Origin of the sequence: Kiloniella sp. EL199 (assembly GCF_900313065.1) — a bacterium.
Lineage (GTDB): Bacteria > Pseudomonadota > Alphaproteobacteria > Kiloniellales > Kiloniellaceae > Kiloniella.
Window position 1 is genome coordinate 908,235 of sequence record NZ_OMPU01000010.1, and the last position, 13,964, is coordinate 922,198.

Annotated in this window: 14 protein-coding genes and 1 pseudogene; 13 read left to right on the plus strand and 2 right to left on the minus strand. The window is 49.0% G+C overall.

Going from position 1 to position 13,964, the window contains the following annotated elements; all coding sequences use genetic code 11:
* Positions 1–11: 11 nt before the first annotated feature.
* The 11 genes from D9A03_RS12870 to D9A03_RS12920 all read left to right on the plus strand — a co-directional run bounded on the left by D9A03_RS12870 (position 12) and on the right by D9A03_RS12920 (position 9,922).
* Entirely contained in the window at positions 12–1,046 is a 1,035-nt protein-coding gene (locus D9A03_RS12870) for a sugar ABC transporter substrate-binding protein (RefSeq protein WP_120497572.1), read from the plus strand.
* A gap of 78 nt (positions 1,047–1,124) precedes the next feature.
* On the plus strand, positions 1,125–2,648 hold the full coding sequence (locus tag D9A03_RS12875) for a sugar ABC transporter ATP-binding protein (RefSeq protein ID WP_120497573.1): 1,524 nt from the start codon (positions 1,125–1,127) through the stop codon (positions 2,646–2,648).
* Positions 2,645–3,646 carry an ABC transporter permease gene (locus tag D9A03_RS12880; RefSeq protein ID WP_120497574.1) on the plus strand — a complete coding sequence of 334 codons (1,002 nt, stop codon included), beginning with the start codon at positions 2,645–2,647 and terminating at the stop codon, positions 3,644–3,646. Before D9A03_RS12875 ends, D9A03_RS12880 begins: the two co-directional genes overlap by 4 nt.
* A 1-nt stretch (position 3,647) precedes the next feature.
* Positions 3,648–4,436, plus strand: a complete 789-nt coding sequence (locus D9A03_RS12885) for an SDR family NAD(P)-dependent oxidoreductase (RefSeq protein ID WP_120497575.1) — start codon at positions 3,648–3,650, stop codon at positions 4,434–4,436.
* A 22-nt stretch (positions 4,437–4,458) separates the two neighbouring features.
* Positions 4,459–4,953 carry a lactoylglutathione lyase family protein gene (locus tag D9A03_RS12890; RefSeq protein WP_120497576.1) on the plus strand — a complete coding sequence of 165 codons (495 nt, stop codon included), beginning with the start codon at positions 4,459–4,461 and terminating at the stop codon, positions 4,951–4,953.
* Positions 4,946–5,977: a C-terminal binding protein gene (locus D9A03_RS12895; protein ID WP_120497577.1), complete on the plus strand. Its 1,032-nt coding sequence runs from the start codon at positions 4,946–4,948 to the stop codon at positions 5,975–5,977. The genes D9A03_RS12890 and D9A03_RS12895 overlap by 8 nt, the downstream gene beginning before the upstream one ends.
* A gap of 12 nt (positions 5,978–5,989) precedes the next feature.
* On the plus strand, positions 5,990–6,679 hold the full coding sequence (locus D9A03_RS12900; RefSeq protein WP_120497578.1) for an RraA family protein: 690 nt from the start codon (positions 5,990–5,992) through the stop codon (positions 6,677–6,679).
* On the plus strand, positions 6,660–7,580 hold the full coding sequence (locus tag D9A03_RS12905; protein ID WP_120497579.1) for a 2-dehydro-3-deoxygalactonokinase: 921 nt from the start codon (positions 6,660–6,662) through the stop codon (positions 7,578–7,580). The genes D9A03_RS12900 and D9A03_RS12905 overlap by 20 nt, the downstream gene beginning before the upstream one ends.
* Positions 7,577–8,203: a 2-dehydro-3-deoxy-6-phosphogalactonate aldolase gene (locus tag D9A03_RS12910; RefSeq protein ID WP_120497580.1), complete on the plus strand. Its 627-nt coding sequence runs from the start codon at positions 7,577–7,579 to the stop codon at positions 8,201–8,203. The genes D9A03_RS12905 and D9A03_RS12910 overlap by 4 nt, the downstream gene beginning before the upstream one ends.
* Before the next feature lie 90 nt (positions 8,204–8,293).
* Positions 8,294–8,608: a hypothetical protein gene (locus tag D9A03_RS19900; RefSeq protein WP_216825466.1), complete on the plus strand. Its 315-nt coding sequence runs from the start codon at positions 8,294–8,296 to the stop codon at positions 8,606–8,608.
* 705 nt (positions 8,609–9,313) lie between these two features.
* Complete coding sequence (locus D9A03_RS12920) at positions 9,314–9,922, plus strand: paraquat-inducible protein A (RefSeq protein ID WP_120497581.1); 609 nt, start codon at positions 9,314–9,316, stop codon at positions 9,920–9,922.
* Positions 9,923–9,940: 18 nt separating this feature from the next.
* Here the strand turns inward: D9A03_RS12920 and D9A03_RS12925 are convergent, their stop codons facing one another.
* On the minus strand, positions 9,941–10,849 hold the full coding sequence (locus D9A03_RS12925) for a DMT family transporter (RefSeq protein ID WP_120497582.1): 909 nt from the start codon (positions 10,847–10,849) through the stop codon (positions 9,941–9,943).
* Positions 10,850–10,955: 106 nt separating this feature from the next.
* Between D9A03_RS12925 and D9A03_RS12930 the strand changes: the two genes are divergently transcribed.
* A complete protein-coding gene (locus tag D9A03_RS12930) occupies positions 10,956–12,011 on the plus strand; it encodes a glycosyl hydrolase family 18 protein (RefSeq protein ID WP_256386300.1) in 1,056 nt (351 codons plus the stop codon).
* 159 nt (positions 12,012–12,170) lie between these two features.
* Positions 12,171–12,377 (plus strand): annotated as a pseudogene (locus tag D9A03_RS12935) (4-oxalocrotonate tautomerase family protein).
* Positions 12,378–12,441: 64 nt separating this feature from the next.
* Here D9A03_RS12935 and D9A03_RS12940 read toward each other — a convergent pair.
* On the minus strand, positions 12,442–13,956 hold the full coding sequence (locus D9A03_RS12940) for a malonyl-CoA synthase (protein ID WP_120497584.1): 1,515 nt from the start codon (positions 13,954–13,956) through the stop codon (positions 12,442–12,444).
* Positions 13,957–13,964 lie beyond the last annotated feature (8 nt).

Genomic DNA, 13,964 nt, shown 5'->3' on the forward strand with positions numbered 1-13,964 from the left:
AGGAGAAAACAATGTTGAAAACGCTTATGACCACAACGCTTGCTGCGGGGTTTGCTACGATAGCATCGGTCGCAATGGCAGAAAACTATCCGAAACCTGTACCGCTTCAGGATGGGGCGCAGGCACCGATTGCTGCGATTGCGCCCAAGAACGATACGTTCCGGATTGCGTACATGCCGCCCGCAACTGAGTTCAATTACTACATTGCCATCGGTGAGGGTATCAATGCCGTTGCGGCAGAGGCCGGTGTCGAAGTCTTCATGCTTGCTCCTCAGTCCGGTGCCGACATCAACGGCCAAATGGGCATGATTCAGGACGTTCTGACCCAAGATGTCGACGCAATCATCTTTGGTACGCATGACGAATTCGCAGCTGCGCCACTGCTGAAGCAGGCTGTGGACAAAGGCATGGCTGTGATGATGATCAACTCGGACATTCCAAACTTCCCAACACCTATTCACGGTGTGGTTGGATACTCACAGCGGAAGGGCACGCACAACATCGCGGACTGGGCTATTGAAAACTACGGTGATGAGCCACTGAAAGTTGGTATTATCGAAGGTCAGCCAGGCTATCACTCAACGGAGCGCGTTGGTGGTTTCTTGGATGGTATCGAAGGTAACGAAAACTTCGATGTTGTTGTGTCGATCGACGGTAAATGGAACGTCGAAGGTGGCAACACCGCGGGTATGGACATACTTCAGTCACACCCTGATCTGGATCTGATTTTTGCAGCGAACGACTATATGGTCATCGGTGCATCATTCGCCGCAAAGGCGCTGGGTCGCTCGGACATCGTGCTACTGGGCAACGACGGTGACACCTCTGGTCTTGAAGAAATCGCCGCCGGTAACATCACGGCGACCGTCAATACTTCTCCATTCTTGATGGGCAAGGCGGCCATGCATGCAACCCTTGACGCTCTGAACGGGTCCTATCCCGGAGGCTGGATCGAAACGCCAACGTCAATCGAAGACAAAGACGGTGCGATCGCTGTGTTGCAAGAGCCTGAAAAGCTCTTCCCGCAACCGTCCAAAGAGTACTAAGACCCCCCCCCCTGCTTTCCGGCGGCGCCTTTCGGGGTGCTGACGGGGGCACTTCGACTGATCTGCGAGGACTTACCGATGACACCCGAAACGCCCCTTTGGGAGTTTGTCGATATCACTAAGGCCTATCCTGGTGTTCTGGCAAACGACAAAGTCAACATCCGGCTGATGCCAGGATCGATCCACGGACTGCTGGGAGAAAACGGCTGCGGCAAGTCCACAATGATCAAGACTTTGTCCGGCGTCCAGCAACCCGATAGTGGGCAGATCCTTCATAACGGCGAACCAGTAACGATCAGCGATCCCCAGGTGGCACGCGATCTGGGTGTTGCAACTGTATTTCAGGAATTCTCCATCGTTCCGACCCTGTCGGTTGGCGAAAATATTTTTCTTGGCAACATGCCCCGATCCCGTCTTGGGGTAATAGACTGGGCCAAGGTTCACAAAGAAGCGGCACGGGTTTTGGCCGAGATGGATGTCGATGTTTCGCCCGAAATTATCACCGGAACGCTGTCGGTTGGCGAACAGCAATTGGTCGAGATCGCAAAGGCCATCGCAATGGATGCTCGTATGATCATCCTTGATGAGCCGACGGCTGCTCTTGGCGAGGATGAGATCGAACGCCTGCACCAGCTTTTGCGTAGCATGCGTGAGCGCGGCACCGCGATTCTTTACGTGTCACATCGGTTGGATGAGGTTGAACGGATCGTTGATGAAGTGACCATCCTACGCGGTGGTTGCGTTGTGCGGGCGAGCGGCGAGACAAAGATCAATGTCTCCGAGATTGTCAGCGCAATGGTTGGGGAAGACATCGGCGAACATTACCCCAAGGAACATAACGCAAGAGACGAAGTTGTGCTTGAAGCTTGCGAACTCGTAACGATCTCTGGTGTCAAAGATATTTCGTTTTCATTGCACCGAGGGGAAGTGTTGGGTTTAGGAGGCGTGTTAGGCAGCGGTCGCACGGAGATCGCCCGAGCCTTGTTCGGGACGGATCACCTGACCAGTGGGCTGATTAAATTGAACGGCAATCCGGTTCACTTGCGCAGAGAAATCGATGCCATCCGAGCAGGGATTGCCCTGGTTCCCGAAAACCGCAAATTTGATGGTTTGTTCTTTAATTTTCGCGCAAGCGGGAATGTCACTGCCGCTTCCCTTGGTGGGTTGGCCCGGTTTGGCGTTCTTAATTTGAAGGCCGAAGAAAAGGCTACCCACAACCTGATCCGCGACCTTGAAATCTCGACCCAAGCCGAGGAAAAGACGGTAAACTTTCTGTCTGGCGGCAACCAGCAGAAGATCGTGATCGCACGATGGCTGTTTTCGGATTCAGACATATTGATCCTTGATGAACCCACGCAAGGGATCGATATCGGCGCGAAGATTGCGGTCTACAAGCTGATCAACAAACTGACCCGCGCCGGTAAGTCCATCATCTTGATCAGTTCGGACCACGATGAGTTGTTGGCCATGAGCGATAGGATTGCAGTTGTCCATCACGGCACGATCGCACGCACAGTCAAGGCATCTGACCTTACTCATGACGACCTTGTTCGTGCATCCGCCGATATCCCCCATTCCAAGCCTAAGGAGGCGTTCGCATGAAGCGGATCTTTGACACTCAGCTGATCGGGCCATTCGCGGCCATGGTGATCGTCGCCCTGATCGTGGCGCTTACGACAGAACGGTTTCTGAACCCCGGCAACCTGTCGAACCTGTCCTTGCAAGTGAGCATTGTGGCATTGATTGCGATCGGGTCTACCATCGTGATTTTCGCCGCTGGCATTGATCTGAGCTCTGGGTCGATGGTGGCTTTGTTGACGATGATCCTGGCGCAAATGCTAAAATTTATTGGCATTCCACTGGTTTTGGCTTTGCCTCTTATACTGTTCGCCGGTGGTTTGCTCGGGCTCTTCATTGGATTGATAACCGCTTATGGGCGTATCCCGTCGTTCATCACCACGCTCGCGGCCTTGATCGCGTTTCGGGGGTTGGCACTTACATTCAACAATGGTTCACCTATCTTTTCGCTTGACCCGGCGTTGGAACCCATTTTCTACGGAAAATTGCTCGGCATTCCGTTACCATTTTTCTACCTGGTGTTCTTCTATGCTCTTGCCGCGTTCACGATGAACTTCACCAAACTGGGCCGTGAGATTTACGCCGTTGGTGGAAACCCCGCAGCTGCTGTTCTAACAGGCATCAATGTTCGCAAAGTTCAGGCAACGACATTTGTCATCGCTGGTTTCATGACGGCGGTCGGCGCAATCCTCATGTCGGCGCGCCTGAATTCTGGTTCGCCTAATTATGGCCAGACGCTTGAACTTCAGGCCATTGCTGCCGCCGTGGTTGGCGGGGCGAGCCTCGCAGGTGGGCGCGGCAACATCCTCGCCACTCTGATGGGTGCGATGACCATTGTGATTGTTCAAAACGGACTGAACCTGAACGCAGCGCCGTCCTCGGTTCAGAACATCGTATTAGGTCTGATCATTCTGCTGGCTGTTGGCATCGACATGTGGCGTGCCGAAATCTCGACCCTGCTGGGTCGCATGTTCGGCCGCTCATCAAAAAAGCAATTGTCAAACGTAAAGAAGGAGGCCTGAGATGGATCTGGGGCTAAAAGATAAACTTGTCCTTGTGACAGGTTCGGGCTCTGGCATCGGTAAAGCCACTGCCAAGGTATACCTCGAAGAAAATGCTCGGGTTATCGTACATGGCTTAACCGAGGCGGAGGTCTCTGCCTGTGTCGACGATCTGTCGGTTTTGGGTAAAGTTGAAGGCATTGCGGCCGATCTGACCAAAGCCGCTGATGCAGAAGCGCTGGCGAACTTTGCGCAAGCACGTGGCACAGTCGATGTGTTGGTCAACAATGTCGGCATTTTTTCGGTCAAGCCGTTCGAGGAACTGACCGACGACGATTGGATGCGTTACTTCAATATCAACGTTTTGTCGGCTGTGCGGATGAGCCGGATCTTGCTTCCAACTATGCTGAAGCGAGGTGAGGGGGCCATCATTAACATGGCCAGCGAAGCCGCGGTTAAACCACTGCCTCAGATGGTACATTACTCTGTCACCAAAACTGCCATGTTAGGTCTGACCCGTGGCATGGCAGAACTGACAAAAGGCACGAAAGTTCGGATCAACTCAATCCTGCCCGGCCCAACCTGGACCGAAGGGGTTGAAGCCTATTTTGACGGGTTAGCCGATCAAAAGGGCGAACCGCTCGACACGATTGTCGACAACTACTTCAAAGCAGACGAGCCAACATCGCTGATTCAAAGGTTCGTGCAACCCGACGAAGTCGCCCGAATGATCGTAACGATTTCGGCAAGCACAGCTTCAAACGGCGCGGCGCACCGGATCGAAGGCGGCATCGTTCGCAACATTCTTTAACAACAAGAAAGAGGAGCCCGTCATGGCCGCCCTTACATTCTCTCATATCGGCATCACTGTACCAGACCTGGAAAAGGCCGTGGAATTTTACTCCAAGGCATTTGGTCTCTACGTGCTGATGGAGCCGACCGAAATCCTGCATGACGAAAGCGCCATCGGTCAGATGTGCGACGACGTTTTTGGCGAAGGCTGGGGCAAGTTCCGCATAGCCCACTTGTCGATGGGTGATGGCGTCGGAATCGAGCTGTTCGAATTTCCAAAGACCATCGATGAAGAGCGTCCGTTCGAATATTGGCGCCGCGGTTTGTTCCATTTCTGCGTTCAGGATGAAGACTTGGAAGGTCGCGTCAAGGTTATTGAAGAACTGGGCGGGCGTCAGCGCATGAGCCAAGTGCGCAAGTACTATCCCGGCGAGAAGCCATATCGCATGGTCTATATGGAAGACCCGTTCGGCAACATCTTTGAGCTCTACAGCCATTCTTACGAGCTTACATACTCGGCGGGTGCCTATGACTGATCGCACCAACGTCACTCCCCGAACGGACAAGCCCAAGGTCGTGATCACTGATTACGACTTTGGAGACGTCAAAGTTGAGACGGAAACTCTTGAAGCTGCTGGTGCCGAAGTGATCGCGCTGCAGGCAAAGCGCCAGGAAGACCTGTTCGACGTTGCACCCCACTGTGCTGCAATGATCAATCAATATGCCCGGATTGGGAAAGAAACGATCACGCGGATGCAGAAATGCGAGGTCATCGCGCGCTACGGTGTGGGTGTGGATATCGTGGATATCGGCGCAGCGACGGACAAAGGTATCTTGGTCACCAATGTGCAAAACTATTGCACGGAAGAGGTCGCAGATCACGCAATTGCCCTTTGGCTTACGTTGGCCCGCAAGCTGCCTGAATACGACAGGGCCACGCATGCCGGTGTCTGGCAGTGGCAAAGCGGCCAGCCCGTTTACCGGTTGCGCGGTCGTACGATGGGTGTCGTCTCGCTGGGCAAGATCGGACAAGCTATTGTGGCGCGAGCGCAAGCCTTCGGGGTTACTGTCATCGCGTATGATCCATTTCTTCCGGCAAAGATCGCCGCGAAGATTGGCGTCGAATTGGTGAGTAAGCAGGATTTGCTCATGCGGTCCGACTACATCCTGATGCAGGCGCCGATGACGCCAGACACGCATCATTTTCTGTCGGACGCCGAGTTCGCAGCCATGAAGCCGGGCGCGATCCTTGTGAACACTGGGCGCGGGCCGACCGTCGATAACAAGGCGTTGTTCCGGGCGCTGACCGAGGGCCACCTCGCCGCAGCTGGGCTCGACGACCCCGAAGAAGAGCCCGCCAAGCGCGCTAATTGGACGCCGGATGACAACCCGCTTTTCACTTTGCCCAACGTCCTCGTGTCCCCCCATGCTGCCTACTACTCTGAGGAGTCCATTCGCGCCGCACGGGTCACAGCAGCCACGCAGGTGGCCAAGGTCCTGACAGGGCAAAAACCAGACTACACCGTCAACGCCGAAGCGTTGGCTGTATCAACCGCATAACAGGAGATAAAAATGCCAGACGTGAGCACGGACCTGAGGGTCTTTAACGATTTTGAACGCAACCCGGACCTGCTGAAGAAATTCGATAAGGTTCTGGAGGTCTATTCTGCCGCCGCCATCTTCGCCGATGTTCAATACCGTACGGGCGTAATGGACAGCGCCATCAAGCCCGCTTTCCGAGCGAAAGTAACAGGTCAGGCCGTGACCGTTCAGCTGTCTAAAGGCGATCTGGTTGATCCATTAAAAGCGCTTGAAATGGCGCAGTCCGGCGATGTGATCGTTGTGGACGCGGGCGGGGATCAGCAAACGTCGGTCTGCGGCGGTCTGATGGGTGGATTGGCCCAGAATCGCGGCATTCGCGGCATGATCGTTGATGGCACCGGTCGCGATACGGATGAATTGGAAGATATCAACTGGCCGATCTGGACACGGGCAATTACGCCGCGTGGCACGCACACGATGTTCTCTGAACGCAAAGAAGAGCTTTCGATCAACGTGCCAATCGCCTGCGGGGGTGTCGTTGTGAACCCGGGTGATTTCATCGTTGCCGATCTGATGGGCGTCGTCGTGATTCCTCAGGAAATTGCGGAAGAAACTGTGCGCCTTGCTCAGGAACAGGCGGATCGTGAAGAGAAAACCCGCGAATGGGTTGCACAGGGTAAAACGGTTGAGGATCTACTGAATGAATTCGGTCGCATCTGAGCCTGCCCTGATTGGCGTTGATTGGGGTACTTCGTCGCTTCGTGCTTTTCTTATCAGCACGGAAGGCGACGTAATTGACGGCGTTTCGTCTTCGGAAGGCATCATGAAGGCTGATAGCCAGACTTTTGAGGCGGTCCTTGACCGTCTCATCAGCCCATGGGCTGTCAGCACAGACCTTCCGATCCTCGCGTCGGGGATGATCACCAGTCGGAATGGCTGGGTGGAAACGCCCTATGCCGAGATGCCGTTGGGTGCTGGTGATCTGGCGCGTGCTTTGGTCCCGCATGAATCGATGAACAATTTGCAAATCCACTTCGTGACGGGGGCCTCGACTGAGCACGCCGGAGGGCCGGACGTCATGCGGGGTGAGGAAACTCAGATTATCGGTGCGTCTTCGCTTGGTTTGAGCGAAGGCACATTCGTGATGCCGGGAACGCACAGCAAATGGGTTCAGGTTACGGACGGACAGATCCTGGATTTCTCAACCTACATGACAGGCGAGATATTCGCCGCGTTGAAAGGGCATACCATTCTAGGCACCTTCATGAAAAACGATGCTTTCAACGAAGAAGCGTTCGTGATGGGGGTCAAAGCAGGGCTTAAGGGCGGATCAAACCTATTGCACAGCCTCTTTTATGTCAGGACACTTCCTCTGATGGGGAAAATTCCAAAGGTTGCCACGGCTGACTACATGTCCGGCTTGCTTATCGCCACCGAAGTTGCGGCTGCGACTGACGGTGCTGAAGATTTTGGTACAATAACAATTGTAGGACGAAACGACTTGTCAGACCGATACGAAATTGCACTCAAAACTGCCGGCTATGAAAGCAGACATGCGCCTGATGACATCGTTGCAAAGGGTCATTTCCTTATTGCCCGGGCTGCGGGGTTGGTCGGATGACAAATCTCGCCACTGCTCTCTCTCAGAACGCGCTGATAGCGATTCTGAGGGGGTTGGAGACGAAAAACGCGCTGTCCGTTGCGGACACGCTTGTTGAGGCTGGTTTTCGGATCATTGAGGTTCCTCTGAACTCTCCTGAACCGCTTTCTTCGATCGAAGTGATCGCGCAACACCATGGGCAGGCGGCGATTGTCGGCGCAGGCACTGTTTTGACAGTAGAGCAGGTCGACGCTGTCGCAGATGCAGGCGGGCGTATCATCGTGTCACCGAATATGAACCCTGATGTCGGACGCGCCGCTGCTGCGCGCGGGTTGTATTGGTGTCCGGGCGTCATGACCCCATCCGAGGCATTTACCGCTTTGGATCTTGGTGCATCCGTGCTCAAGTTCTTTCCAGCTGAACTAATGTCGCCAGCAGCCATCGCCGCCATGCGGGCCGTTTTACCCAAAGATGCTGTGGTGGTTGCGGTAGGTGGGATCACGCCAGAAACCATGGCCCCGTATCACGCTGTGGGTGTGGACGGGTATGGTCTTGGATCAGCACTGTTCAAACCGAGCTATGCATTGGATGATATCGGTAGGCGCGCGCGCGCCTTCACCAGCGCATTGGAGGAATTAGATTGAAACAGGTCCTTGTCACAGGCGGTACACGGAGTATTGGTGAAGGGATAGCGAGGTCGGCCGAAGCTGGATGGTCCCGCCATCACCGCATCCGTGTCCCAAACCGAACTGGACAGTTTCGAGCCTCAAGATGGAATCACCGTCCGGCGTCTTGATGTCATCGATCAGACTGAGGTTTTTGATGACCTGACGCGTCTCGATGCATTGGTGAATTGTGGAGGCATTCTTTTGCGGGGTTTGGGCAATGATTCGGAATTTTCGAATAATCGCTCGCGAATATATCCATTCAAAGATTTATTTCCGGCCAAGCGAGTAAGCTCATTGCGTTCTGCTTCTGATAACCTCAAAGAAATCGGTGAGGGGCGCTTTGGTTTACTTTTTTTGCCAGGTACAGATACGCTTGATTGAAATGCAGACTTGATTGATTTGGATGAATTGTTTTTTAAGGAGCTTTTCATGGCCGGGGTTCCTCAATTTTATCGTCTATTTCATTATCCAAACTGTTAGGATTTGTTTGTTATAATTGAGTATTCCAGTCTTCTAAGATTTCAAACAACGTGTTCGAACTTAGTAAGTCCGTGTCCGCCACTGTTTGGCAGATGAAGCGCTTTGCTTTTATGATGTTCTTTAAATTTATTTCCGATATAATTCTTTATGGCAACCTAAGCTGACAGAGAATTTTCCCTATAAGACTTTGAAATAAAATATTTAATCAGTAAATTTATAGTTTGTCGATTATGAATTGTCGTGTGAATGGTTTTCTTGTTTATAGTTTCCGTTATATTTTTTGCTTGCAGGCTACAGAGTGGTCGGAATTTTTTTTCAATTCAGGTTGATTGAGGCATGTAGAAAGCCTAAATAGGATGATAGCAAAAAACTTGGGAATAAATTTATTTATGTTATCTGCTTTGATCCTTTCAATTTTCCGTGCCCTTACTTTCACGCCTGAGCCTGCACGGGCTGTCGTTCCTGTGCATATTAAGCGCCGCAGTCAACAATCGAAACAAAGAAGTTTTCGTGATTGTTAATTGATGATTTCTCGGTTGAATGGCCGAATTTCTATCGATTATGAGATCATAATTTTATGATACAGCAGACTTTTCTGGGATCTCTATGAAAGCTTTAGGGTTTCTGAAACAGGTACAAAAGTTTTGGTCTTCAGAACATGAGAGCCTTCGCTGGTGGCATCTGCTTTTTACATTTAAACGGGCAGAAAATTCTCTTGCAAACCACTCGTATGGCCTTGCTCGGTTAATACCGTTTTTACTTCTTGTCGCATTGGTAACTTTATTTGCGGGGTTAACGATTCCTATTCTTAGGGTTGAAAAGTTTTTTCTTTTTGAAGACCTTATCTCAATCTCTGGTGCTATTTCTCAGCTTGTGCAAAGTGGTGAGTATCTTATTGCTGTTATCATTTTATTGTTTTCGGTAATTTTCCCTACGATTAAAATTCTGGTTGCTGATTATATCTGGCGAGCACGTTCTGTCGGTCATAAATCGGTTAAAAGAGCTGTGAAGCTAATTGACCTGTTGGGAAAGTGGAGCATGCTTGATGTTTTTATCGTTGGTATGATTGTTATTTCTGCAAAGTCTTCTGGTATGGCAAGTGCGACCTCGCAACCGGGAATGTACTATTTCGGTGCATCTGTAATATCTTCTATGATTGCAGTCGTTCTTCTTAAGCGTGCTATTGATAAAATAACGTCAAGCCTCGTTAGTTAGAGCATATTTCATACTGGTTTACTTTCGAAATTTCTTCCAGAATCTTCCGTCAATTGCTGATAGTCCAATGGCGATAAATCCCATGCCGATAAAATGAGAAGTATCCAGTTTTTCATCTAAAAATAATGCGCCAAGTAAAATTGCCGAAACAGGCACGAGTAAAGTCACGAGCAACAGGTTTGTTGCGCCAGCTCTTTCCAGGATTTTGAAATAGAGAATATAAGCTACTGCTGTTGAGAGAAGGGCGAGTGCGATTAGAGATAGCCATGTTTCATTGGATATTGTTGGTAAAAGTGGAACGCCTTCTATCACATAAGTGATGGGGATGAGGAGCAATGTTGCACCAGTGACTTGTCCGGCGGCTGTAACGATGGGGTTTATTGCCATTGCTTTGAACCTGCGGCCAAATACGCCTGCAAATGCATAGGTTAGTGTCGCCCCTAAAATAGCGAGTTGGGCGAGAAAGTTTTGATTATCATCTGGCAAACCAAACATGAGAATCACGCCGAAGAAGCCGATAATAACACCTAATATTTTTAAAACATTCGCTTTTTCATCTGGTAAAAACAATGTAGCAACAATAACTCCGAATAGGGGCGTGGTTGCGTTTAAGATAGATGCGAGACCAGAGGGGATGTATATTTGCCCCCATACGATAAGGGTAAAGGGGATTACATTATTCAAAAGCCCCATAACCAGAAGCGCATTCCATGCCTTTACTGTTGTTGGCAACGGCATTTTAAAGGCAAAGATAACTACCCATAAAGCTATTGCTGCAAGCCCGACACGGATAGTAACGATCGTAAAGGGAGGCAATTCAGATACTGCAATGCCAACAAAGAAAAAAGATCCACCCCAAAGTATTGATAGAATGATTAACATGATCCATTCACTGACCCCCATAGAGGTCTTGATCGATGTATTCATTTAAATTTCCTTTTGTCTTTATGTTGGTTCAATAATGATTTAGAGGAATGTATAGGTACAAACTATTCGTTTCTTGCTTTTGTGTTTTTAAGTATGATTATCGATGATGGGTCTTAGAAACGTGTTTCTTGTCTGGTTTTTATTACAGGATAAAAGATTGATCTTTAGCCAAAACTTTTTTGATGTCATAACGTCAGGATTGGTGAAGGTACTGCCTGTAAAAATCTTGAATATCGTATTACTCACCTGCTTTACACTGTGGCCTGATTTTACTTATTCTAAGCCCCGGTTCATAATTTATTATAACAGTGATGCGTCAGCTTTGATTGATGTTGCTCAGGCTGATTATACTCATGTTATTCTATCTTTTCTTGGGGCTGATATTCGTCAAGATAATACAATTGTTCTTATGACGCCCCCCAAAATGGCTGATCAGTGGGGTGCGGTTAAAGCACTCAAAGCTAGGGGCATTAAGGTACTGATTTCTTTTGGTGGCGGTTTGGCCAAAGCAAACGATTATCAGAAGTTTATCGGGCGTGAAAATGAATTGGCCGTGGAAATCGCTGGCTTTATTCGTTCAAAAAAACTTGATGGTGTGGATCTGGATTTTGAAGCCAGTGACATGCTTCACAAAGTGCGTAAAACTGGTGTTGCCGATGGTAAAGGTTTTTTGATTAATCTGACAAAAGCCCTGAGGCGAGAATTACCGAGCCCAGCATTTTCAATTAGTCATGCACCACAATCTCCCTATTTAAATCCTGAATGGCATGGAGGGCCATACCTGGATATTTTAAAGACATCTGGAGATGCAATCGATTGGATTACCGTACAATATTATAACAATCCGGGGCAGGATGGTCCTGTGAAAACTAAGGTGGTTGGATTAAAGGGGGATGCCTACAGCACTTCATACCGGGGGCTTGTGGCTAAGGATGGGGCGCTGGCTTGGCCAAGTGAGAAAATTATCATTGGCAAGCCTGTGTATAAGGCTGATGCTTTTAGTGGTCACATCTCACCAGAAGATATTATTAAATTGATTATTCATCCCCTGAGTACCGAATATGGTGACGTCTTCGGAGGTATTGCTGGCTGGCAATTCTCGACACATACAGAAGATCATCGCGATTGGAATAGTGAAATTGGTCAAGCTCTGTTCAGGTGAATTATAGTATCGCTTAAGAGTGTTTAGTAACTATTTCAGCTGCTTAATATTGTATGTAAGGGATGGTAGATTATATTAAAGCTACTCTGGTTTGATATCAATAAATCAACTTGATGCTGAAGCTGTCATTTATTTTTAACAGTCTATTGGATTTATGTAATGCCCTATGTGAATATAAAAGTTACTGATGAAGGTGTGACCAAAGGGCAAAAAACTCAACTGATTAAAGGTGTTACAGATCTTTTATAGGATGTATTGGGTAAGGACCCGAATACGACATATGTTGTTATTGATAAAATTGCACTTGAAAATTGGGGTGCTGGCGGTTTGCAAACCGATGAGTATCGAAAACTTCATTCCTCCTAGTTTGTATGATTTATAGAAGCCGCTTGGTCTTTACCGTGAGGCGGCTTCTTTTTTACGGCTTAATTCAACTAAAAAGATCCGCATAATTCTGTCTCAAGATGTTTTTCTGAACTTTTCCCATTGTATTTCTGGGTAGTTCATCAATAAAAAAAATTGCTTTTGGCTGTTTAAAGCGAGCGAGTTGGCTTTTTAAATGACTAAGAATGTAATCGTCGTCTAAATCGCGTGTGTTATCGTTGATAATAACGGCAACAACAGCTTCACCGAAATCCGGGTGCTGAACACCTATAATGGCAGATTCCTTAACGCCATCAATGGTATCAATGATTTGTTCTATCTCTTTGGGATAGATGTTGTATCCGCCGCTGATGATCAAATCCTTGGCGCGTCCAACAATGGCAACACGGCTGTCTTCAGAAATAGTTGCGATATCCCCTGTTATGAAATAACCATCTTTCGTGAATTCTTCTGCGGTTTTTCCAGGCATTTTCCAATAGCCTTTAAAAACGTTTGGTCCTTTGATTTCCAGAACACCGGTAACTTTATCTGGTTTGCTTTTTGAAAGCCTTGCTTCAACCCCAGGAAGTGGATAGCCAACTGTGCCGGCGATGCGGTCACCATCGTGCGGGGTGTTCAGAGGGTTAGATGTGATCATGCCAGCCTCTGTCATGCCGTATCGCTCTAGAATAGCCATACCTGTACGGTTTGAAAATTGCGCAAAAGTATCTTCCAAAAGCGGGGCTGATCCCGAGATGAATAGTCTCATGTTCCGACAGGTATCTTGACCAAAATCAGAGTGATCCAGCAAGCGAGTGTAAAAAGTTGGAACCCCCATCATGATTGTACTCTTTGGGAGGAGATTGATTATTTCCTCAACATTAAACTTGGGTAAAAACCACATCCCTGACCCGTTCATCAGAACGCAGTGGATCGCCACAAAAAGACCGTGGACATGAAAGATGGGCAGAGCATGTAAGAGGATGTCATCTTGAGTCCAGCCCCAATACTTGTGTAAAACCTCTGCATTACTAGCAAGATTGTTATGGGTGAGCATCGCACCTTTGGAGCGCCCGGTTGTCCCTGATGTGTAGAGGATCGCGGCAATATCATCGGCAGAAACATCTTTTATTTCATTGTGGGGCAAAGCTTGCTCGAACCGATCCATCAAAGTGCCTGTTCCCTGATTACTCAGGGTTAGAAGATGAGGAACAGAATTCTGTTGTGCCACTGTTTCAAGTTTTTTGTATTTTTCAAGGGTGCAAATCATTATATGCGGTTGTGCATCCCCCAGAAAATAATCCAGTTCCTCGGCAGTATAAGCAGTGTTTAATGGCAGATAGATCGCACCAATCCGTAAACACGCCAAATAGAGAACAACAGCTTCCTTTGTTTTATCCACTTGAACCGCAACTCGATCACCAGCCTCAAGGTCTAGGGATAATAGCGTTCCGGCCATTTGCGCTGTCTGTTGGTCCAATTCTTTGTAACTTAGGTTTTCCCCGTCGGGTGATTTAATAAAATCGGATGACATATCATTGGGGAAGCGTGACTGGAACAGGGCATAAAGATTTCTGGACATAATAGCTC